At 54.8% G+C, this 23184-nt stretch carries 15 protein-coding genes, 3 tRNA genes and 3 rRNA genes; 9 read left to right on the top strand and 12 right to left on the bottom strand.

All coding sequences use genetic code 11. The features are described from left to right. The first annotated feature begins 62 nt into the window (after nt 1-62). From ACXADZ_RS01425 to ACXADZ_RS01415, 3 genes are all read left to right on the top strand, one after another. Nucleotides 63-1544 (top strand): GumC family protein, encoded by a 1482-nt coding sequence (locus ACXADZ_RS01425; protein WP_475192196.1) that lies wholly within the window; start codon nt 63-65, stop codon nt 1542-1544. 5 nt (nt 1545-1549) lie between these two features. Continuing rightward, on the top strand, nt 1550-2818 hold the full coding sequence (locus ACXADZ_RS01420; protein ID WP_475198450.1) for an O-antigen ligase domain-containing protein: 1269 nt from the start codon (nt 1550-1552) through the stop codon (nt 2816-2818). Between the two features lie 514 nt (nt 2819-3332). Beyond that, nucleotides 3333-4226, top strand: a complete 894-nt coding sequence (locus ACXADZ_RS01415) for a YegS/Rv2252/BmrU family lipid kinase (protein WP_475192194.1) — start codon at nt 3333-3335, stop codon at nt 4224-4226. Between the two features lie 126 nt (nt 4227-4352). On the opposite strand, the gene ACXADZ_RS01410 is transcribed toward ACXADZ_RS01415, so the two are convergent. Continuing rightward, on the bottom strand, nt 4353-5447 hold the full coding sequence (locus ACXADZ_RS01410) for an AI-2E family transporter (protein WP_475192192.1): 1095 nt from the start codon (nt 5445-5447) through the stop codon (nt 4353-4355). A gap of 468 nt (nt 5448-5915) precedes the next feature. Here ACXADZ_RS01410 and ACXADZ_RS01405 point away from each other — a divergent pair, with 468 nt between their 5' ends. The 3 genes from ACXADZ_RS01405 (at nt 5916) to ACXADZ_RS01395 (ending at nt 7619) form a co-directional block, all read left to right on the top strand. After that, nucleotides 5916-6860 (top strand): aldo/keto reductase, encoded by a 945-nt coding sequence (locus ACXADZ_RS01405; RefSeq protein ID WP_475192190.1) that lies wholly within the window; start codon nt 5916-5918, stop codon nt 6858-6860. Nucleotides 6861-7007: 147 nt separating this feature from the next. Beyond that, entirely contained in the window at nt 7008-7163 is a 156-nt protein-coding gene (locus ACXADZ_RS01400; protein WP_253284635.1) for a DUF5993 family protein, read from the top strand. A gap of 9 nt (nt 7164-7172) precedes the next feature. Further along, complete coding sequence (locus ACXADZ_RS01395) at nt 7173-7619, top strand: hypothetical protein (protein WP_475192188.1); 447 nt, start codon at nt 7173-7175, stop codon at nt 7617-7619. A gap of 72 nt (nt 7620-7691) precedes the next feature. Here the strand turns inward: ACXADZ_RS01395 and ACXADZ_RS01390 are convergent. The 8 genes from ACXADZ_RS01390 to msrP form a co-directional block, all read right to left on the bottom strand. Then, nucleotides 7692-7768, bottom strand: a tRNA-Met gene (locus ACXADZ_RS01390). Nucleotides 7769-7855: 87 nt separating this feature from the next. Further along, nucleotides 7856-7970, bottom strand: a 5S ribosomal RNA gene (gene rrf / locus ACXADZ_RS01385). A 228-nt stretch (nt 7971-8198) separates the two neighbouring features. Next, nucleotides 8199-11064, bottom strand: a 23S ribosomal RNA gene (locus ACXADZ_RS01380). Nucleotides 11065-11485: 421 nt separating this feature from the next. After that, nucleotides 11486-11561: transfer RNA gene (locus ACXADZ_RS01375), tRNA-Ala, on the bottom strand. Between the two features lie 31 nt (nt 11562-11592). Beyond that, nucleotides 11593-11669 (bottom strand) — tRNA-Ile (locus ACXADZ_RS01370). Nucleotides 11670-11903: 234 nt separating this feature from the next. Further along, nucleotides 11904-13363: ribosomal RNA gene (locus ACXADZ_RS01365) — 16S ribosomal RNA — on the bottom strand. The 16S, 23S and 5S rRNA genes sit together here with 3 tRNA genes alongside, the layout of an rRNA operon. 649 nt (nt 13364-14012) lie before the next feature. Next, nucleotides 14013-14627, bottom strand: coding sequence for a protein-methionine-sulfoxide reductase heme-binding subunit MsrQ (gene msrQ, locus ACXADZ_RS01360; protein WP_475198448.1), 615 nt, complete (start codon nt 14625-14627; stop codon nt 14013-14015). Nucleotides 14628-14631: 4 nt separating this feature from the next. Next, on the bottom strand, nt 14632-15534 hold the full coding sequence (gene msrP, locus ACXADZ_RS01355) for a protein-methionine-sulfoxide reductase catalytic subunit MsrP (RefSeq protein WP_475192186.1): 903 nt from the start codon (nt 15532-15534) through the stop codon (nt 14632-14634). A 301-nt stretch (nt 15535-15835) separates the two neighbouring features. Between msrP and ACXADZ_RS01350 the strand changes: the two genes are divergently transcribed. Then, nucleotides 15836-16651: a cyclase family protein gene (locus tag ACXADZ_RS01350; RefSeq protein WP_475192184.1), complete on the top strand. Its 816-nt coding sequence runs from the start codon at nt 15836-15838 to the stop codon at nt 16649-16651. A gap of 53 nt (nt 16652-16704) precedes the next feature. Here the strand turns inward: ACXADZ_RS01350 and ACXADZ_RS01345 are convergent, their stop codons facing one another. The 3 genes from ACXADZ_RS01345 to ACXADZ_RS01335 all read right to left on the bottom strand — a co-directional run bounded on the left by ACXADZ_RS01345 (nt 16705) and on the right by ACXADZ_RS01335 (nt 20733). Beyond that, entirely contained in the window at nt 16705-17544 is an 840-nt protein-coding gene (locus ACXADZ_RS01345; RefSeq protein ID WP_171672117.1) for a hypothetical protein, read from the bottom strand. A 126-nt stretch (nt 17545-17670) separates the two neighbouring features. Beyond that, complete coding sequence (gene clpB, locus ACXADZ_RS01340; RefSeq protein ID WP_475192181.1) at nt 17671-20289, bottom strand: ATP-dependent chaperone ClpB; 2619 nt, start codon at nt 20287-20289, stop codon at nt 17671-17673. A 126-nt stretch (nt 20290-20415) separates the two neighbouring features. Continuing rightward, the gene (locus ACXADZ_RS01335) at nt 20416-20733 is read right to left on the bottom strand and encodes a hypothetical protein (protein WP_475192180.1); all 318 of its coding nucleotides are present in this window, start codon (nt 20731-20733) and stop codon (nt 20416-20418) included. 140 nt (nt 20734-20873) lie between these two features. On the opposite strand from ACXADZ_RS01335, the gene pyrF reads away from it, so the two are divergent. Both pyrF and ACXADZ_RS01325 read left to right on the top strand, forming a co-directional pair. Next, nucleotides 20874-21578: an orotidine-5'-phosphate decarboxylase gene (pyrF, locus tag ACXADZ_RS01330; RefSeq protein WP_475192178.1), complete on the top strand. Its 705-nt coding sequence runs from the start codon at nt 20874-20876 to the stop codon at nt 21576-21578. A gap of 350 nt (nt 21579-21928) precedes the next feature. Continuing rightward, entirely contained in the window at nt 21929-23182 is a 1254-nt protein-coding gene (locus ACXADZ_RS01325; RefSeq protein WP_475192176.1) for a DNA polymerase IV, read from the top strand. Nucleotides 23183-23184: the final 2 nt, after the last annotated feature.

Genomic DNA, 23184 nt, shown 5'->3' with positions numbered 1-23184 from the left:
CTGGTGAGCGAATGATCAGCAATCAGATGCGGTGTATCACCCTTGTAAGAAAGGGTTTTTCCATGCCGCAACAGATTTCGAACTCCTCTGAGTCCACGCGCGACATGCAATTTCTGCATTGGGTGCGCATTTCCCGATCCAATTTCAGAACGCTCGGGTGGCGCCGCATCGTAAAGGGCGGGCGCCTTAGCGATGTAGGCCGCCTGCCTCGTTACGTGGCATTATACCTTCTTGGGGCGAGTTGCATCTGGGCCCCGATCAGCGGCTATTTGGCGACCGCGCCTGTCAAATACACCTCTCACGCATCATTAATCCTGCCAGGATCTGGCGCTTCGGCATCGGTCAATCTGGCCAATATCGGTCAGGCATCCTCGTACGCGAATTCCGCCTTTGCCAACGGGTCAATCAGCCCGACCGAGACGTATAAACGTTTGTTGTCGGCCGACCGTATACTCGACGCGGCAGCCAAAGCGGTAGAGGCTGACCGGGACGCGTTTGGAAAGCCGCGGGTGCAACTGGTCGATCAAACCAGCCTGATCCATATCGAGCTTCAGGCGGCCTCTCCGGCAGACGCTCAGCAATATGGAGACGCCTTGGTGGCCGCCTTTTTCGCTGAGATTGACGCCCTGCGCGCCGATGAAATTGCCACCCGTGAGGCCAGCAATACCGGCGCGATCGAAGACTACACGAGCGCAATTCAGGCCACGCGGGCCGAGATCAAACAGCTGCAATCGCAAAGCGGTCTGATATCAGTCGCGCAATACCAAGAGCAGGTCGCCGCTAATGACCGTGCAAAGCAGGAGCTCCGAACGCAGGAGAGCGAGCTGGCACGCCAATCGGAACGTGTCGCCGCGCTTCAAGTCGCGTTGAATCTGCCCTCCGACGCAGCGGCGGCAACGCTGAAACTCTATGCTGATGCGCAGTACCTATCGTTGCTTGCGGATGTGTCGGTGGGGGCTGCAAAGCTGGCGCAAGCCGACGCGACCTACGGATCGCGCCACCCAATCTATGTGAATGCCCAAAACGAATATGAAGGGGCGCGTTCGGTTGCTTTAAAACGCGCGGCGCAGGTGACTGGTCTTGAGGTCGAGCAGCTCGGTGGACTGGATCGCGCGCCGGAAGGGCAACGGGCGCAGTTGCTCAGCGAGTTGGTGCGCGAAGATGCCTTGCGCGCCGGATTGGAAGAGCATGTCGCGACACAGCGCGCGCAAGTTCGTTTGGAAACCCTGCGCCTGTCAGACCTCGCCCCTATCGCCGCTGAATTGGAGGACCGGCAGAGAGATTTCGCCGTGGCAGAAGCCGTGTTCGCCTCTGCCATCGCGCGGTCCGAGTCGAAAAAGACCGATGTCTATGCCTCCTATCCCTTGATCCAAGTGCTGGAGAACCCGTCTCTGCCGACTCGCCCGTCTTCGCCGAACAAGAAGATCTCGATTGCCGCCGGGATCGTTGCAAGCCTTATGCTGCTGATGGGTTTGGTTCTGGCATGGATCCGGAACCCGCTGATCTCAAAGCTGCTGAAAGACCAGAAAGAGGCCGCAGTTTGACGCGTGTGGCCCCTCAAACGCCAGCCGAAAAGATCGTCTGGTGTACGCTAATCTGGACATGGCCGTTCTACGGGCTTGGCGCGCTGTATGTTGTCGGTCCGGTGCTAGGTTGGATGTTGGCTACGATAGCCGGGGTGTCACTTTATCTCGGCCCGGTGATCCGTTTGGATATGCGTGCAACGGGCCCTGTACCTGCTCTGGTCTGGATCTGGAGCGTTGGCATGCTGGTGATGCTGGTCTCACTTTGGGCAGGCCATGCGGATTGGAACCTCGGCACCACCAAAACGATCAAATCGACTATCGGATGGGCAAAGGGTTGGGCGCTGATCCCGTTGTTTATCCTAGCAGGGGCGGTTTTGCCAATACGGCGCGAGGTTTTGGTCAGAGGGCAATGTGTGGTAGGCCTTTGGACCTTGTGCCTTCTGCCGTTGCTCATTGCCGCCCCGTATGCCGGTCTGCCGCATCTGCTGTTTACATCTCCCCTTAAAGCAGTGGGCGGCCCGGGACCTGAATATTTCTCGGTCTACCTGTATACAATCGACCCCGCCAGCGGCACGCCGCGGTGGCAGTTCTTTGCGCCCTGGTCGCCATTCGCAGCCTTGTTGGGTGTCTGCATGGTCCTATTTGCCCTGGAAGAAAAACACAGCAGCTGGAAGGTCATCGGCTTGGCTGCCGGAGTTCTGATGATCCTTATGTCCAAGTCCCGAATGGGTATGGTCGGATTGGTGATCTGCTCGCTGTCACCCCGCCTCTTGCCACTTGTCGCCCGCAGCTTGGGGTGGATTCTATTGTCTGCAGTCACCACCACCGTAGCCGTTTGGGGCGCAGTCTTTGTCGAATTCGGCAACCGAGCCCTTTACAGGTTCAAATCCGCGCGCGCCGATAGTACCCGCGTACGCGAAACTCTGCAGCGTATAGCGTATGAGCGCTGGCAATCGGATGCGATGGTTTTCGGGCACGGCACAGTCAGACCCGGTGCGCATCTTGTTGAGTACATGCCGATCGGCAGCCATCACACCTGGTACGGATTGCTATTCGTGAAAGGGCTGACCGGATTTGCCGCGTTTCTCGTTCCTTTCCTCGGTCATTTAGCAATCGTCACCCTGGACGCCATAAAGTCGGAACGCGGGAGGCTGCCGCTCGGGCTGTTGCTCACAGTTCTCCTGCTGACCTTTGGAGAGAACGTTGAAATCCAAACCTATCTACTCTGGCCGACCTTACTGATGCTCGGATTGCATTTGCGAGAGGTCAAATCAGTATGTCTGGGAAGCTGATACGCCGCTAGGATTGTTGCGACACCAGCGTAGTGTCAGACGTCACTCTTTTGGGTTGGTTCTTCACTGCTGATAGGGGCATTTTGACCTTGTAAAGTGAGTACTTTCACATCGGGCAACCAACGAATTGACCGTGAAATGCTCTTCAGCCCGGCGTTTAGTGGCACTAGTCGCCGACTAGGCATGCTTCTACGTCCAAGATTGAACGGACGGCTTAGGTTATCATTGGTCAACCATTTGTTGGGTAAAGGAGACTGTTTATCCGCCCTGTTGGTTTGTTAACGGCTTCCGCAAAGCGCGGAAAGCGAACGTTCGCGTAAAACACTGTAAGACAGGTTTGTCCCGCATCGCAGTCATTAATGTACTGCAGAGAGAATGGCTCCTTTGCGGACAAAACTGACTACTGTCATTTAGGGGTTGGCTAGCGCAAATAAAGTTTCAATTGCCGGAGCGCCCCTGCATTAAGAAATGTTAAGGCGGTTGCTCCAACTTGTTAGAGCTTTATGCTGGGACCATGGCCAAACGTACCCTGCTAGTTCTCAATAGGAAGTCCGCAGCAAGACCCGATCTGCGTTCTGCTGTCCGCCCATTGGAAAAAGAGCTTGGCATTAGGGTTTGTATTCCTTGGTCAGGAAAAGACTTGAGGAAGACCCTTCGAGAAGCCGTAAGCGATGGCGTAACCAGGGTGATCGCGGGCGGTGGTGACGGCACTTTGAACTCGGTCGCGAATGCTGTTTTGAAGTTGAAGTCAAGGTCGCCTGTCTCGCTAGGTCTTGTTCCGTTGGGGACAGCAAATGATTTCGCCCGGTCGTATGGTGACAAGGGTTTGGACTTGGCAACATCTGTTCGAGTTGCAGCATCGGAAGACGCGCAACCAATTGATGTCGGATACATAAACGGCAGTCCGTTTGTGAATGTTGCAAGCGGCGGTTTTGGAGCGATGATCACTGCAACGACACCCAAGGAAATGAAGAAAAGGCTCGGCGGCCTCGCGTACACGCTGTTTGGGCTTGCTCGCCTATCTGATGCAAAATCTGTTCCAGCAAAGATCTCAATTGATGATAAAGACCCGTACGACGTTTCCATTTCCGCAATCGCGATTGCGAACAGCCGCTATGCAGGTGGCGGTTTTGACGTGGCACCGGAAGCGAAGGTCTCCGATGGGTTGCTCGATTTAAGCGTGCTCTCCACGGAGCGATTGATGCCAGAAAACCTGCCCTTTGGCAGGCTACCGGATTTTTCGGACCCCGAAGAGGGTGTTGTGCAACGCTCTCGTCTGAGATCTATGGTTTTGGAAACCTCCCAGCCGTTTCATATGAATTTGGACGGCGAGCCGATGATTGATCAACGCTTTGAGGTTTCAATTAAACCAAAAGCGCTGAACTTCGTTTTCCCAAGCGGTATGTAGTGCGGGTCTCTCCTTAAACTCAGACTTCGCACGGTGTTTCCAACGTCTTATTCGGGGCTGGCACATACACTCGCCGATAGAGTCTGGTAAAAAGCCGCCACCCATTTTGGCGAACGTCTCTCGCGCTTAGCTGTTCACTGCGTCAGTGTCGTTTATCTTCCCATCACCGGACATCAGTATCGCGATTGGCTGCGTAGACGGGATATTCGAAAGCACAATCATGATGCACACGGTGATCGGGACGCTCATCAACGCTCCGGCAATACCCCAGATCGCAGTCCAAAAAGTGAGCGCCAAAATGACCATGAATGGCGACAAATTCAGGCTTTTCCCAAGTAGCATTGGCTCCAGGATATTGCCGATAGAGAATTGAACCGCGCCACAACCAATCAGAACCACAAGAAAGGGCACGACTTCTTCAAACTGTACCAGTGCGACAATGGAAGGAAGCGCGACGCCGACGATAGAGCCGACTGTCGGGATAAAATTCAACAAAAACGCAAGAACCGCCCAGGTTTCAGAGAAGTCCAGGCCGACGGATGCCATCACGGTATAACTGCCCAAGCCAGTTAGTGCACTCACCAGCGTTTTGATGCCAACATATTTTTGAATGCTGTCCGACGTGCTCTCAAGAACACGACGAACTTTTTCAGCGGCTTCCCTGTCTTTGATTGCGAGCTTGATTTTGGCGCGCATTGGAACGCGTTCAACCAACATGAATGGCACATAGAGCAGCACCAGGAAAAAAGCGCTTAGGAACGCCCCAGCAGACCCGATCACTCCTGTCGCGAACCCAGCCAGGTTGATTTGTTCCAAAGCCTTTACCGCGGCTGCATAGTTGTCTTGCCCAACAAGTGAAACCAGCTTTGCTATTATGCTGGAAAACCGTTCCTCGTAGCGCGGAAAAGCTTCCGAAACCTCACCGGCTTGACTGGATAGTATCGACAGAACAAGCGAGAGGCCGATTAACACAATTGAAATTGCGGCCAAATGCGCAAACCAATTCGGGACAGTCTTTCCAAATATCTTGAATTTACCAATGCGATCTGCAGTCGCTGTGAGGAGAACGAACAGGAGAGCCGCAAAAAACAGGGGAACCAGTACAGACGAAGCGAGGACTAACGACGCTATTGTCAAGAACACAAGGACGACCAACTGATACCAGAAAGTGAGCCCCCAGAAACCTGGAGCGGGACCTTTATCATTTGAACCCTGATTCATTCACAAGCTCCATAAAAAGGTTGAGAGTCGTCCTGCGGATTTTTTTGGAAATCTATTAGGTCGCCTTGAACGTAGCTTGGCAAGTGGTCCAGTTACTTCTCTCTAGAACAAATAGTGGAAATTTTCAGGTGAAAACTTTCATATTTTTGCCGTGAACTTGCTGTCGATCCGAATGCTGCATCTCGAAGGTTGCTAACGACAGTCTGGTTCTTTTGCCACCTACTGAGATCGGATATCTAGTAGTCCGCTTTGGGCTCAAAACGGTCATTCGCATTGTTTCGTGGCCCATCAGGTCTTCCAAAGTCGGCAACGCGGACATTTCTGCCATTCGCGAAAAAGCTTTGTGAATTTTCGGCTTGAACGATTGCGTTGAGGCCTGAGAGTAACTCCAGCAACAAGCCTGACTTGTTTTCAATAAACTACTGGCGCAACATCTATGAATGTCCTGAACCAATTGGGGGGGGTGGCATGGCAGAGTTACGCGAAATTGGCAAGACTGGGATACGGGTTCCTCGCATCGGGTTTGGATCGACGGGGTTGGGAAGTATCCCGGAAATCTATGGGTATGAAGTTGAGGAAGACCGCGCGATTGATACAATTCGGGCAATTCTTTCGCAGCCAAATGCGTTCCTGGACACTTCCCGTTGCTATGCCATGGGACGAAGTGAAGAGCGCATAGGCAAAGTCATTCGTGAGCTTGGTGGTTGGCCGGAAGGGCGAGTGCTTTCCACCAAAATCGACCGGGACATGGAAACCGGTGCTTTTGATGGTTCTCAGGCACGTAGATCATTCGAGGAAAGTCTTACGGCCTTAAGCGTCGACAGCGTTGATATACTCCACGTCCATGATTTCGAATATGCAAGTGACCTATCTGAGGTCAAAGGGCGGGGTGGCGCGATTGAAGAGTTGTTCCGTATCAAGGAGGAAGGTCTGACCAAGGCGGTCGGAATCGCGGCGGGACGTATCGACTTGATGATGCCAATTTTGGAGAGTTGGGATTTTGACGTGGTCCTGACACACAACAGGCATACTGTGGTGAACGATAACGCGGCACCTCTAATAAAGCTCGCGAAATCACGAGGCGTTTCGATATTGAACGCAGCACCGTATTCCGGAGGTGCACTGGCCCGAGGCAGCGCGATCCATCGCTTTTATGTCTATCGACCTGCAGATGATGAAGTACTTGCGCCAATACGTGCTGTTGAAGAGGTATGCGGGCATTACGATGTCCCAGTCGGAGCGGTCGCGTTGCAATACTCTTTAAAAAACGACGACATTACTTCGACGGTTTGCGGAGTGACATGGCCTCAGCATGTTCAACAGGCAATGGAATGGGCAGAGTGGCCCATCCCTGAAGGCGTTTGGGACGAACTCGCCAAGCTCGGGAGTTCTTCGGAGAATCCTGAGGCATAGAGTAAAACCCCAAAGGGGACAATATCTCAAACAAGGCGGAAGATTATGCGAGATTTGTTCTGGAGCTCAGAACCTATTTTCGAAAAAGAAAACGGTGTCCTCAGTGCCTGCTAGTCTCGACAAGGCCAAAAAGTCAAAGGGATCAATATGATTGCATTACTATTTGCGTTGTTCACATGCGCCTTGGGGCTCGCTTACTACAAACTCGTTCGCCTTTCATACGCACTCTTCGCAGTAACGCTTTTGGCGAGCGTTTATTGGCTAAAATTTCATGCAACAACGCCGCTTTCAATCCAATTGTGAGATTGTTCCATGTCACCTGAATTTGCCCGAAATATGAACGCGCTTGGTGTTCTGGCTGTTTGCCTAGTGTTGGTTCTCGCATTCTATTTTCAACTTGTTCTCTACGAACTACCTTGTCCGTTGTGTTTCTTGAACGCGGCGCCAGCGCCCCAACCTGTGCTGCACCCCAACATGTCGAGGCTCTATCACTCCAAAGTCAGCGATCTTGCCAACGCCCTCAATGAGCCCGACGTACGCCGCGAAGCTGCCGAGGCGCTGCGCGCTCTGATCGACAAAGTGGTGCTGACACCATCTGAAGATGGATATGACATTGATCTGCATGGAGATCTTGCCGGCATTCTCGCTTTAGCGTCTGGCAAAAAAGCAAAAACCGCCCAAGCCGACATGGCTGAGGCGGTTTCGCAAATATCGCTGGTTGCGGGAGTAGGATTTGAACCTCTGACCTTCAGGTTATGAGCCTGACGAGGTTTGATCGTTAAGCAAACAGTCCAGTGGACTGTTTGTAGATCGAACGGGCTGTTTGGATTTTGGTTGCGGGGAGAGGATTTGAACCTCTGACCTTCAGGTTATGAGCCTGACGAGCTACCGGACTGCTCCACCCCGCGACGCTTTGGTGGGCCTATCGCCTATTCGGCTACTTGAGGCCAGGTATTATTTTCATCGTATTAGAGAGATTGTTGGGCTTTTACTAGGTTTGGCGGTGACCTACTCTCCCGGGGCTTAAGCCCAAGTACCATTGGCGCGGCAGTGCTTAACTTCCGGGTTCGGTATGGGACCGGGTGTTTCACTTGCGCTATGACCACCAAACCGAGGAAAAGCCCACGTCGCTGTTTTTGCGAAGCAAAAAAGCGACGAGCAGGAGGCAGCGTATTCGCGAAGCGGATGCGCGGTCCTGCCCGGTTGTGTTTTCAATCAACAGTGCCGTTTGCGTTGGCACGCGCTGTCCTTTGTCAAGTTTGGTGTATGCTTTTGGTCTTGTTTGATCGCCTACCGTCTCTCCTTGAGGCGGTTGGTCTTGTCTTTCTGTTACTGGATCAAATCAAGCCTATCGGGCGATTAGTACCGGTCAACTGAACGCATTACTGCGCTTACATCTCCGGCCTATTGACGTGGTGGTCTTCCACGGCCCTCAGGGAGACCTTGTTTTGAGGGGGGCTTCCCGCTTAGATGCCTTCAGCGGTTATCCTGTCCGATCATAGCTACCCAGCACTGCCGTTGGCACGACAACTGGTCCACCAGTGGATCGTTCACCCCGGTCCTCTCGTACTAGGGGCAACTCCTCTCAAGTCTCCTACACCCACGGCAGATAGGGACCGAACTGTCTCACGACGTTCTAAACCCAGCTCACGTACCTCTTTAAACGGCGAACAGCCGTACCCTTGGGACCTGCTCCAGCCCCAGGATGAGATGAGCCGACATCGAGGTGCCAAACACTGCCGTCGATATGGACTCTTGGGCAGTATCAGCCTGTTATCCCCGGCGTACCTTTTATCCGTTGAGCGATGGCCCTTCCACTCGGGACCACCGGATCACTATGGCCGTCTTTCGACTCTGCTCGACTTGTCAGTCTTGCAGTCAGGCTGGCTTCTGCCATTGCACTCAACGAGCGATTTCCGACCGCTCTGAGCCAACCTTCGCGCGCCTCCGTTACGCTTTAGGAGGCGACCGCCCCAGTCAAACTACCCGCCACGCAGGGTCCCGGATCCGGATAACGGACCGCGGTTAGACATCAAGAGTGCGAAGGGTGGTATCTCAAGGGAGGCTCCACGGATACTTGCGTTTCCGCTTCAAAGCCTACCACCTATCCTGCACATCACAATCCTGATGCCAGTGCGAAGCTGTAGTAAAGGTGCACGGGGTCTTTCCGTCTAACCGCGGGAAGCCTGCATCTTGACAGGCAATTCAATTTCGCTGAGTCGATGTTGGAGACAGCGGGGAAGTCGTTACGCCATTCGTGCAGGTCGGAACTTACCCGACAAGGAATTTCGCTACCTTAGGACCGTTATAGTTACGGCCGCCGTTTACCTGGGCTTCAATTCAAGGCTCTCACCTCTCCTTTTAACCTTCAGGCACCGGGCAGGCGTCAGACCCTATACGTCGTCTTGCGACTTCGCAGAGCCCTGTGTTTTTAATAAACAGTCGCCACCCCCTGGTTTGTGCCCCCAGCCCCTAGTTGCCTAGGAACCGGGCCTCCTTCTCGCGAACTTACGGAGGTATTTTGCCGAGTTCCTTCAACATCGTTCTCTCAAGCGCCTTGGTATGCTCTACCAGTCCACCTGTGTCGGTTTAGGGTACGGTCTGATGGAGGGCTATTTCCAGGAACTGCTCAGCAGCCCAACCAATCCGATAAGGTTGAACTACACCTGCAATCCGTCACATCCTCCTGGCCTAGGAATATTAACCTAGTTCCCATCGCCTACGCCTTTCGGCCTCGGCTTAGGGGCCGGCTTACCCTGCTCAGATTAGCTTTAAGCAGGAACCCTTGGACTTTCGGCGAGAGTGTCTCTCACACTCTTTGTCGCTACTCATGTCATCATTCTCACTAGTGATCTCTCCACCGGATCGCTCACGCGCCGGCTTCATCGAAAGAACTCTATCCTGCGCTACCGCCTATTCGGCTACTTGAGCGCGCTTACGCGCACCACATAACCGGCGGCAATACAGGATGAGTTCTATGTCACACTACGCTCTGCTACCATGCCTTACGGCATCCTAAGCTTCGGCTCATGGCTTGAGCCCCGTTACATCTTCGCCGCAGGACAACTTATTTAGACCAGTGAGCTGTTACGCTATCTTTAAAGGATGGCTGCTTCTAAGCCAACCTCCTGGTTGTTTTGGTCGTCCCACCTGCTTTCCCACTTAGCCATGAATTGGGGGCCTTAGCTGTAGGTCAGGGTTGTTTCCCTCTCCACTACGGACGTTAGCATCCGCAGTGTGTCTGCCATCTAGTACTCCCGGGTATTCGGAGTTTGGTTAGGATCAGTAAGCCTGTGGGGCCCCATTACCCATCCAGTGCTCTACCCCCCGGGGTATTCGGATGACGCTCTACCTAAATAGATTTCGCAGAGAACCAGCTATCTCCGAGTTTGATTGGCCTTTCACCCCTAGGCACAGCTCATCCCGATCCTTTTCAACGGATGTGGGTTCGGTCCTCCAGTAAGTGTTACCTTACCTTCAACCTGGCCATGCCTAGATCACTCGGTTTCGGGTCTGATCCCACGAACTCATGCGCCCTATTAAGACTCGCTTTCGCTACGCCTACACCTAACGGCTTAAGCTTGCTCGTGAGACCAAGTCGATGACCCATTATACAAAAGGTACGCCGTCAGATCTCGAGGATCCTCCGACTGATTGTAGGCGTTCGGTTTCAGGTACTGTTTCACTCCCCTCGTCGGGGTGCTTTTCACCTTTCCCTCACGGTACTGGTTCGCTATCGGTCAGCAAGGAGTACTTAGCCTTCGAAGGTGGTCCTCCGATCTTCAGACAGAATTTCACGTGTTCCGCCCTACTTAATACGTCCGTCAAAGCTTCCTATACGGGGCTGTCACCCGCTATGGCCATGCTTCCCAACATGTTCTAGTCACTTATCTGGCTCGGCTGGTCCCCGTTCGCTCGCCGCTACTAGGGGAGTATCAATTGATTTCCTTTCCTCCGGGTACTTAGATGTTTCAGTTCCCCGGGTTTGCTCTTAAAACCCTATGTATTCAGGTCTTAAGTACCTGTTTAAACCCCATATTGAGTATCAAAGATAACAATATGAAGCTTTCAGGTGGGTTGCCCCATTCAGAAATCCATGGATCAAAGCTTATTCTCAGCTCCCCATGGCTTATCGCAGAGTATCACGTCTTTCATCGCCTCTTGCTGCCAAGGCATTCACCAAACGCCCTTCTCGCGCTTGATTTGATCCAGAAAAAGAAAGACTGGATTTGCAAAGCAAATCCATGGGTCGGAAGCTGGAACAACCAACCCCTTTTCCTGAACCAAAAGCATACTTTCCCGCCTTCCATCCTGGAACCCGCGCTGCCGATGTCGGTCGGCCCCACGCAGAGGATAGAAGACAATGCATAACCGTTAAGTTATGCGGGTTAGTGTACTTGACTTGGACAACTCTGTTCGTTTCAGCCGGGATATCCAAAGAGGGACGAGGAAACATCCCAAATCGAACCTCCTCCGAAGAGGACCAACTGAGATCAACGCCTCACTCGGCGCGATCAAACAGTGTTGATTGATTTCTCTCTATACGATGTCAAGGCTTCCGAAGAAGCGACGTCCAATCGGACGGTTAAGAACCAAAACGGTGCTTAACGATCTGATCGGGTAAATGGTGGAGCCTAGGAGGATCGAACTCCTGACCTCCTGAATGCAAATCAGGCGCTCTCCCAGCTGAGCTAAGGCCCCACAAAAATCGCCCCTTGCTCCGCAAAAGGCTTGGTGGGTCGAGGAGGACTTGAACCTCCGACCTCACGCTTATCAGGCGTGCGCTCTAACCACCTGAGCTACCGACCCAGCTGATTTTGCCCCGCAAAATCGGCGTCGCCCGGCAGGCGATTTGCCATGCAAATCTGCCGAGAGGGCCAGCTTGCCTTAAGCAAAACCGATCTGCATGAGCAGCAGCTCACGCTATGTCTGAAGAGATATGAGGACGGCTCGGCTCATGAGTTTGACCAACTTTGTTTGTTGATCTTCTGCTAAGTGTTTCACGATCAAGAGCGAACTCTGTGATGCTAGAAACATCCTTAGAAAGGAGGTGATCCAGCCGCAGGTTCCCCTACGGCTACCTTGTTACGACTTCACCCCAGTCGCTGATCCTACCGTGGTCCGCTGCCTCCAAAAGGTTAGCGCACGGCCGTCGGGTAGAACCAACTCCCATGGTGTGACGGGCGGTGTGTACAAGGCCCGGGAACGTATTCACCGCGTCATGCTGTTACGCGATTACTAGCGATTCCGACTTCATGGGGTCGAGTTGCAGACCCCAATCCGAACTGAGATGGTTTTTGGGGATTAACCCACTGTCACCACCATTGTAGCACGTGTGTAGCCCAACCCGTAAGGGCCATGAGGACTTGACGTCATCCACACCTTCCTCCCGCTTATCACGGGCAGTTTCCCTAGAGTGCCCAGCCGAACTGCTGGCAACTAAGGATGTGGGTTGCGCTCGTTGCCGGACTTAACCGAACATCTCACGACACGAGCTGACGACAGCCATGCAGCACCTGTCACTAGGTCACCGAAGTGAAAGATCCATCTCTGGATCGGTCCTAGGATGTCAAGGGTTGGTAAGGTTCTGCGCGTTGCTTCGAATTAAACCACATGCTCCACCGCTTGTGCGGGCCCCCGTCAATTCCTTTGAGTTTTAATCTTGCGACCGTACTCCCCAGGCGGAATGCTTAATCCGTTAGGTGTGTCACCGAATAGCATGCTACCCGACGACTGGCATTCATCGTTTACGGTGTGGACTACCAGGGTATCTAATCCTGTTTGCTCCCCACACTTTCGCACCTCAGCGTCAGTATCGAGCCAGTGAGCCGCCTTCGCCACTGGTGTTCCTCCGAATATCTACGAATTTCACCTCTACACTCGGAATTCCACTCACCTCTCTCGAACTCTAGACCGATAGTTTTGGAGGCAGTTCCGGGGTTGAGCCCCGGGATTTCACCCCCAACTTTCCGATCCGCCTACGTGCGCTTTACGCCCAGTAATTCCGAACAACGCTAACCCCCTCCGTATTACCGCGGCTGCTGGCACGGAGTTAGCCGGGGTTTCTTTACCTGCTACCGTCATTATCTTCACAGGCGAAAGAGCTTTACGACCCTAAGGCCTTCATCACTCACGCGGCATGGCTGGATCAGGGTTGCCCCCATTGTCCAAGATTCCCCACTGCTGCCTCCCGTAGGAGTTTGGGCCGTGTCTCAGTCCCAGTGTTGCTGATCATCCTCTAAAACCAGCTATAGATCGTAGGCTTGGTAGGCCATTACCCCACCAACTACCTAATCTAACGCGGGCTAATCCAAATCCGATAAATCTTTCCCCCGAAGGGCGTATAAGGTATTACTCACCGTTTCCAGTGGCTATTCCTTAGATCTGGGCATATTCCCACGCGTTACTAACCCGTCCGCCGCTCCCCCGAAAGGGCGCTCGACTTGCATGTGTTAGGCCTGCCGCCAGCGTTCGTTCTGAGCCAGGATCAAACTCTCAAGTTGAAATGATGTTGCCATCATATCCTTGACGTTCGAACCTCTGCACATCTTTAGTGCGCTACCGCCTATTCGGCTACTTGAGCGCGAATAAGCTTCCCCCAACCCGGCTAGGCCAGAGAACGCACCAAAAGTCATCTGTTTGATGTACACAGATTTCCTAAGAAATCAGTGAACCACTCAAACAGTGAAGCTGACACTCTATCATCGAGGCGAACCCCTAAGAGCGCGACATACAGACATTCAATCCGTCGAAACGAACCAAACCGCCCACATATCTCTTCAGTTATCCATCAATGTCAAAGAACATAACACCCAGAGCCAAAAATCAGACCGTTGCGCCAATAACATCAGCGCGCCCGCCTAAACCCTAACCTCAGATGCCCCCGGTCTCTCCCGAGCGTCACCGCCGCTTCCGCAGCGTCCCAGCGCCTCAGCAGCGCCGGTGAAGGGGGTTCTAAGGTTTACTCCCAAAACCCGCAACCCAAAAAAACAAAAATCCAAAAGTTTTTTGAAACCACAAAAATAATAAAACAAAATCAAATGGTTAACCTAGATCAAAGACGGAAAATGGGGCTGAAACTCGCTTGCGACACCCCAAAACTCGCAGCACCGCACCCTTGTGCACACAGTTACCCACAGACTCGCTTCCGAGTCAGGCTGAATCGGCCGTTTTCGATCCGGAAACGAGTTGCGGCATCGGTAAACGAAGGGCAAGAAGTGCAAGAATGATCGTCAGATAGACCAGCGGCTCGATCTGGAACCCTTTGGCCAACATCACGTAGTGTAAGGCACCCAACAGCGCGATTGGGTACACCAGACGGTGGAGCTTGCGCCAACGAGGCCCTAACCTGCGCACCGACCAATTGTTGGATGTCACCGCCAGCGGCACCAAAAGAAGGAAGGCCGCCATGCCAACCGTGATGTAGGGACGCTTGAGAATGTCCGCCCAGATCTGACTGGGAAGCTGTACATCCAAGATCAGCCAAACTAAAAGATGCAAGCTTACATAAGAAAATGTCAGCACTCCGATCGCACGCCGGAACTTCATCAGGTTCAAACCAGTGAACCGGCGCAGTGGCGTGATTGCTAGACCAGCGATCAAAAGTTGCAGGGCCAGTTCGCCATAGCGATGCTCCAACGCTTCGATCGGGTCGATGCCCAACCCCCCGGTCAGGCCCAGATAGAACAGCCAGGGCGCAGGTAGCGCCCCAAGCAGATAAATGGCCCATACCGGAATACGGCGGAATATCTGGTTCACGACCTGCATGGTCTTAGTAGTTTTTGACCAGATCCAAGCCTTCATACAGGCTGGCGACCTCTTCCTCATAACCGTTGAACATCAGAGTAGGGATTCGTTTGGCAAACAGGCCGCCCCCAATGCGACGCTCGGACGCCTGAGACCAACGCGGGTGATCTACGTTCGGATTCACATTGCTGTAAAATCCGTATTCGCGCGGGTTGGACATGTTCCAGCTTGTGGGCGGCTCTACATCGGTCAGCGTGATGCGCACAATCGACTTGATCGACTTGAACCCGTATTTCCACGGAACCACCAAACGCAAAGGCGCACCGTTCTGGTTCGGAATTGTTTTCCCGTAAATTCCTGTGGCCATGATCGTCAGCGGGTGCATCGCCTCATCCAGACGCAGCCCTTCGCGATAGGGCCATTCGAGAATTGGGAAGCGGGTTCCGGGCATTTCATCAGGGCGGTATGCAGTTTCGAAAGCCACGTATTTCGCGCCTTCCTGAACACCGGCCATGTTCAGCAAGTCGGCAAGCTCGAACCCGTTCCACGGAATGACCATGGACCAGGCTTCGACGCATCGGAAACGGTATATCCGCTCTTCGACGGTCATCTCTGACAGAATGTCCTTGAAGTCATACTCGCCCGGGCGATCCACCAAACCGTCTATCTTGACGCTCCAGGGCTCAGTCACCAGAGATCCGGCATATTTGGCAGGATCGTCTTTACCGGTCCCGAACTCATAATAGTTGTTGTAGGTGGTGATCTCTTCCCATGTGTTCGGTTCCAGCGCGTCTTGCGCCGCAGCCGGGCGCGCCATCGCGGTCAGTCCGACACCCGCCAGCCCGGCCATTACCTGCCGCCGGTTCAGGAACGCCGCCTGCGGGGTGACGTCGGCTTGTGTCAAAGTATTGGTCCAGCGATGCGCCATATGGGTCTCCGTTAGGTACTTATGTCTGTGTTGACGTAATGCGCTGATAGCATAGCGCCAGCGAAACAGGCGTAACGATTGAGCGAAGTGACTGTAACGTTCTCAAATCGGACACCTCGCAAAGACCGGAGTATTCTGCCTGTACAGCTGTTCTTAACGACTGCTTTGGCCGAACTGTTTTCCGGAAACCTTTACAAAAGCACCTACCAGACTGCACTCTGTCACGCAGGTATCGCACGCGATCCTGAGCGTTGCTTGCCTGCCATTGCAGCCGTATCGCTGCAGAAAGGGAGGAAGAATTATGTGTGACATCTGTGTAATGAGCGCCGTCAAAGAGAGGATGCTGTCTCGGCGCGGGTTCTTCAAAGCTGCAGCTGCGACAAGCGTTGCCGCCGTCGCAACCGGTGGTACGGCCCCCGCAGCTCTGGCCGCAGGACATGGCAGTGTCGAGGACATGACCCATACGCTCAGCCCGGAATTTCCGACATGGGGCGGGGATCCCGGTATTTCGGCTGAACAGCCTTTCAACTTTGCAGATCACGGTTTCAACCTGTTCAACCTTTCGATCAATGAACATACCGGCACCCATATCGACGCTCCGCTGCACTTTTCGGCGGATGGCACCTCGGTTGATGAGATCCCTGTCAACGATCTGGTGGCCCCATTGTGCGTCGTGGATATCGCCGCCCGCGCGGCAGACGATGCAGACACACGAGTCACACCAGACGATCTGAAAGCGTGGATCGCAGCAAATGGTGACATCCCCGATGGGGCCTGCGTAGCGATGCATTCAGGTTGGGGCAGCAAGACCGCTACAGAAGGATTCCGCAACTTCGATGGCGAAGCTCAGCATTATCCCGGCTTTCATGTCGAAGCGGCGCAGATGCTGATGGAGGACACCGGCGCGCGATCGATTGCTGTGGATACCCTGTCGCTGGATCATGGCATGTCAGCAGATTTTGCCACCCATTATGCGTGGCTGCCTTCAGGTCGGTTTGGGATTGAATGCCTGGCCAATCTGGATCGGGTGCCGGCATCCGGCGCGACACTTGTTATTGGCGCACCAAAACATGCAGGTGGCACAGGAGGCCCAGCGCGGATCTTTGCGTTGGTTTGAACTCACTGAATGATGACTGAAAGAACTCCACCATCCTGGTGGTGTTCTTGCCCTCATTGACGGCATTTGGACCTGACCGCACGCACGGTGACTGCGGATTGATACTGATCCTCAACAGAACCTGCTTCCAGATTAAACGCCCTCAGCTCTGCCAGCGCATCCGCCATTGGCGCCAAAGTCTCGCAGGGCTCTCCTAGCCAGGCTTCGTTAATCAGACGCACCTGCAACATTTTTTCCTGCATCAGAAACTGGCTGCCCGATCGTTCGATTTCTTCAACAAGCGGAACAGCCTCTCGCAGGTGCTGCCGCGCGGCTTCTATGTCCTGAGCAGGGCCTTGCGCAAATTGAATCCGCGCCTTGAGTATCTGCTGGTCAATCGCGTCGATCGGTTTCAAATCATCCACCGCGACTGTACTGGCAACCCGCAACGCGTCATCAGTCCGACTCTGCACCAACAATGCCTCTGCCAACGCATTGAGGTCGTGACGCTTCAGCATCTCGGGCTGTTCAACCCAGGTCAGATAAACAGTGTCAGTCAAACGCGCGATCTGACCGCGTTTCGCTTCGATCAACGCAAAGGCGACATTTTCATCACCCTGAGTCTGAAGCTGATAAATCTCGCTGTTGATATCCTGTAGCTGGTCCAGTCGCGATATAGCCGTATTACGCTTTTCCTCGAGCCGGATGTCCTCGCGGCTGAGATAGAACTTGTCGAATTCCAGATAGGTTGTGAACAACAGGGCCGGGATACCGATGATGTAGATGGCGTCTCGAATTTTGTCGGTGGGAATCCGATCCCAAAAGGTCTTTGGTTTGGGTGTGGATAGTTTCGTGAGCAGGACGATTGCGTCTTCAATCTTGTCCAATCTCTGGTTCGCGTCTTCCTGAGACATAAGAAAATTCACTCGCAAAAAAGGTTCAAACAGTATCAGTTGCGCGCGCCCTAGCCTAATAATGCGGACGGCTAAGTCAGAATAACAAAAAACCCGCCGGAATGGCGGGTTTTCTGAGTTGGGAAATTAATGCACCACGGCATCATCCGGGCGGGGTCGGTCTGACGTCCCAAGCCGGTCGCCTATGATCAGCCCGTCTGGACCCGCGGTGACGGGAACGGTCTCGCCATCCTTGATTTCGCCGGCCAGCAGCGCTTCGGCCAGCGGGTTCTGAAGCGCGCGCTGGATCACGCGCTTCAACGGACGGGCACCAAAGACCGGATCATAGCCTTCATTGGCCAGCCACTCCTTGGCACCGTCGTCAAGCACCAGCTCGATCTTGCGAGCGGCCAGACGTTTTTGCAGACGTGCCATCTGGATATCGACGATACCATCCATATCACCCCGCTTGAGGCGGTCGAAGATGATCGTCTCGTCCAGACGGTTCAGGAACTCGGGCCGGAAATGGGCCCTTACCGCATCCATCACATCCCGTCGTGCTTGCGCGCTGTCCGCGCCTTCGGGCAACTGGCTGAGCGCCTGAGACCCAAGGTTCGACGTCAGGATGATCAGCGTCTGTTTGAAGTCCACGGTGCGGCCCTGACCATCGGTCAGCACGCCATCGTCGAGAACCTGCAAAAGGACGTTGAACACGTCCGGGTGCGCTTTTTCGACCTCATCAAACAGCACAACCTGATAGGGCCTGCGCCGTACGGCTTCGGTCAGCACACCGCCTTCGTCATAGCCGACGTAGCCCGGAGGGGCACCGATCAGACGGGCAACGGCATGCTTCTCCATGAACTCGGACATGTCGATACGGACCATCGCATTGTCGTCGTCGAACAGGAAGTTCGCTACGGCCTTGGTCAGCTCTGTCTTACCCACACCAGTCGGCCCAAGGAACAGGAACGAACCCAGCGGACGACCTTCGTCGTTCAATCCCGCACGCGCACGACGTACGGCATTGGCGACAGCGGTCACCGCCGCATCCTGACCGATCACGCGGGAATGCAGATCGTCTTCCATTCGCAGCAGCTTCTCACGTTCACCTTCCAGCATTTTCGAGGTCGGAATACCCGTCCAGCGTTCGACCACAGCAGCGATCTGTGTCGGGCGCACCGTTTCCTCGGCCATCATGGCGTTGCTTTCGGCGTTTTCGGCCTCGGTCAGCTTTTTCTCAAGCTCTGGGATGACGCCATAGGACAGCTCACCGGCCTTGGCCAGATTACCTTCCCGCTTGGCGATTTCCAGATCAGCGCGCGCCTTGTCGAGCTGTTCCTTCAGATCGCGAGCACCCGCGAGTTTATCGCGTTCAGCCTGCCATTGAGCCGTCATCTCGGCAGATTTCTCCTGCAGATCGGCCAGATCCTTTTGCAAGGTTTCCAGTCGATCCTTCGAGGCCGCGTCGTCTTCCAGCTTCAGCGCCTCTTCCTCGATCTGCATCTGCAGGATCTGGCGATCCAGCTGGTCGAGCTCTTCCGGCTTACTATCCACCTCCATCCGCAGGCGCGACGCTGCCTCATCAACAAGGTCGATGGCTTTATCTGGCAGGAACCTGTCAGTGATATAGCGATGCGAGAGCGTCGCCGCCGACACCAATGCCGAATCCGAGATGCGTACGCCATGGTGCAGCTCGTACTTCTCTTTTATACCGCGCAGGATGCTGATCGTGTCCTCAACGGTTGGCTCGGTCACCATCACAGGCTGGAACCGGCGCGCAAGGGCCGCGTCTTTTTCCACGTATTTTCGATACTCGTCCAGCGTGGTCGCGCCGATACAATGCAGCTCACCCCGGGCAAGCGCAGGCTTGATCAGGTTGGCAGCATCCATCGCGCCGTCGGACTTCCCGGCCCCAACCAGCGTATGCATTTCGTCGATGAACAGGATGATCTCACCGGCGGCCTCAGTGACTTCGGTCAGAACGGCCTTGAGTCGTTCTTCGAACTCACCACGGTATTTCGCGCCAGCAATCAGCGCGCCCATGTCGAGCGCCAGCAGCTTCTTGTCCTTCAGCGATTCCGGTACATCGCCGTTGACGATGCGCAGGGCCATGCCTTCGGCAATCGCGGTTTTACCCACGCCAGGTTCCCCGATCAGAACCGGGTTGTTCTTGGTACGGCGCGACAGAACCTGCATCGAGCGGCGGATTTCCTCATCCCGCCCGATGATCGGGTCAATCTTACCTTCAGCCGCAGCTTCAGTCAGGTCGCGCGCGTATTTCTTGAGCGCGTCATAGCCCTCTTCCGCCGACGCTGTGTCAGCGGTGCGACCCTTGCGGATGTCATTGATCGCCTCATTGAGTTTCTGGGCAGACACCGCACCAGCCTCCAAAGCGTCCTTGGCTTTGGATTTCACCATACACAGCGCCATCAGCACCCGTTCGACCGGCACAAAGCTGTCGCCCGATTTGGTGGCAATCTTGGCAGCCTCGTCCAGAACTTTGGCGGTTTGGCCGTCCATGTAAATCTGGCTCGCGTCGCCGCTGACCTTCGGGATCTTACCCATGGCCGCGTCCAGCGCTTCAACCACGCGATTTGGCGCGCCGCCTGCGCGTGTGATCAGGTTGCTGGCCAGCCCCTGATCGTCATCCATCAATGCTTTGAGTATATGCGTGGGCTCCAGCCTCTGGTGCCCTTCGCGCAGCGCAATGGTCTGCGCAGCCTGCACGAATCCCCGTGCCCGCTCGGTGAACTTGTTCAAGTCCATGATATTCTCCTTTTCCAAGCGCCCCGTTTTGACATGCCCGCTTGGCGGCACATATCGGTCGAAGCCTCACATTCAATCTGGGAAATATCTTTGCCGGTTCAAGAGGCTAAGACGCAGAAATCACCGCTATTCGCGCTGTATGGTGTAAACGGTGTAACCCCCGGTCTCGGCAACCTGAACCGCACCCAGATCATCCACCAAAGACTGCGCCGCCGCACTTCCCGTCGGGCACGAAACCAGATCGGCCGTGTGATCCAGGAAATTTCCAGTAAAGGCTGTTTCGCCCGTAAGCTGGCACCAATCATCCTCGGACCTGTAGCCACCCACAAGACGCAGATCATCATTCGTCGGTGCAGGAGCAGCCCCGGTTTCCGGTGTTACGGGCGGGGTTTCGTCACATGCAGCCAGCGCAACCAATACGCCCAGCAAAACCAGCTTTTTCATTTTCTGTCCCTTACTCTGAAATCACGTGCTCGATGCCCGGCACGATAGCACAAAATGAACGTGTCCGCGCCCGGCCTCGAAGATGGACAGAACCGCCCGAACCCGTTAGGACGCAGACGTTTGCCAAAAAGGAGCGCCTCATGTCCGATGACCGTCTGATCGTAGCCCTCGATGTCCCCAATGCCCTGCAAGGTCTGGCCATGGCTGAGCGGCTGGGCGACAGCGTGTCTTTTTATAAAATTGGTTTGGGTATGCTGACCGGTGGTGGTTTGGCTTTGGCCAACGAACTGAAACAAGACCACGGCAAACGCATCTTTCTGGACATGAAACTGTTCGACATCGGCAATACGGTGGAAAACGCCGTACGAGGGCTGGCGCAGTTCGATCTGGATTTTCTGACCGTGCATGGCGACCCCCATGTGGTGCGCGCCGCAAAAGAGGGGGCTTCGGGCAAGGACCTTAAAATCCTCGCTGTGACGATCCTGACTTCGCTGAACCGCGATGATCTGGACGCCAGCCTTCTGAAAGACGGCGACGTGCAGGATTTGGTTGTCGAACGCGCCGCCAAGGCGCTGGAAGCCGGAGCAGATGGCGTCATCGCCAGCCCTCAGGAGGCCGCCCTGATCCGCTCGCTACCCCAAGCCGAAGGTCGCCTGATTGTCACCCCCGGTGTGCGCCCCGCCGGTGCTGCGCTGGGTGATCAGAAACGTGTGGCTACGCCAGCCAGTGCGATTCTGGATGGTGCAGATCATATCGTCGTTGGCCGACCGATTTATCAGGCACAGGATCCAAAAGCGGCCGCCGAAACCGTTCTGGCAGAGCTAAATTCTTTGAAAGTTCACTGACTGAACCAGATCAATTCGTCAGGTTTGCACGTTCGGTTTGCCAGATAACAAGTTGACCTTGCGTCACTTTGTGGGGAAACCGCGCCAAATCGTCCCTGTGCCGGAAAACACACATTCAAATTACGAGTTTTTGCGAAACCGTCATCGGCCTATCGAAACTTGGGAAATTCAGCGATTCTGAGGGCAATACTCCCCAACGAACCGCTTCTTCCTGAGGTTCGTTACTTCCCCCCGCCACGCAGCGGGGGGCTTCTTTTCAGAAAGCCATGCCGCAAAACCGAAGCTTTGATCCAGCGCCGAAGCTGGTATAAGTGACGTCCTAGCCAACTGCGGAACGCATGAGGGCGCAGATGCCCGGTCTTTGCCGAGATTGCCTGACACCTTTGACAAACGAACGGCGCTGTCCGGCCTGCGGCAGCCCGAGGGTCAAGTTGCACCCCGAGCTCTTTGACCTGTCCATCGCTCATATGGATTGCGACTCCTTCTATGCATCGGTTGAAAAGCGCGACAATCCCGAGCTTGCGGACAAGCCTGTCATCATTGGTGGCGGGAAACGGGGTGTGGTTTCAACGGCGTGTTACGTGGCCCGAATCCGCGGCGTGCGTTCCGCGATGCCCATGTTCAAAGCCCTGCAACTCTGCCCGGACGCGGTGGTAATCAAACCGCGCATGTCCGTTTACGCCGAAGTGTCGCGCGACATCCGCGCCATGATGGATGAGTTGACGCCGGTCGTGGAACCACTGTCTCTGGACGAAGCGTTCATGGATCTGTCAGGCACTGAACGCCTGCACGGAGCGCCGCCCGCCGTCATGCTGGCGCGCCTGGTCAAACGCATGAAGGATGAGCTGGGCGTGACAGGGTCCATCGGGCTGAGCCACAACAAGTTCCTCGCCAAGGTTGCGTCAGATCTCGACAAACCGCGCGGTTTTTCGGTGATCGGCAAGGTCGAAACGGCAACGTTCCTGAACGACAAACCCGTGCGGCTGATCTGGGGCATTGGCCCAGCGGCGCAAGAGTCGCTGGACCGGGCGGGGATACGAACCTTCAACGATTTACTACGTTGGGATCAAGAGGCGCTGACGGAACGCTTCGGCGCGATGGGGTATCGCCTGTGGCATCTGGCCCGGGGGCAGGACAAACGGCGTGTCTCGGCTCATGAGCCTATGAAATCCATCAGCAACGAGACCACATTTTTCGAAGACACGGCCAACCCCGAGATCCTGGATGGGCATTTGTGGCGCATGGCGCTGAAAGTTTCGGATCGGGCCAAAGCCAAAGATCTGGCCGGACGGGTTGTCACGCTCAAACTGAAGAAGGCCAATCACAAGACGCTAACCCGGCGCGTGTCCCTTCGCGATGCGACCCAGATCGCCGATAGGATCTATCGCACAGCAAAAGGGTTGTTTGATCAGGTGGGCGATCAGGGGCCTTACCGGCTTTTGGGATGTGGTTTGTCTGATCTGTGCCCGGCAGATCAGGCCGACATCTCGGGCGATCTGCTTGATCCGGGCGCTGCACGTAGATCGCAGGCGGAACGGGCCACCGACGAGATCCGACAAAGGTTTGGCTCGGATGCCATCGTAAAAGGCCGTGCGCTGCGCTGAGG

Source organism: Ruegeria sp. ABM4_193 (assembly GCF_056158705.1).
This window is presented reverse-complemented; position numbering and strand designations above follow the sequence as displayed.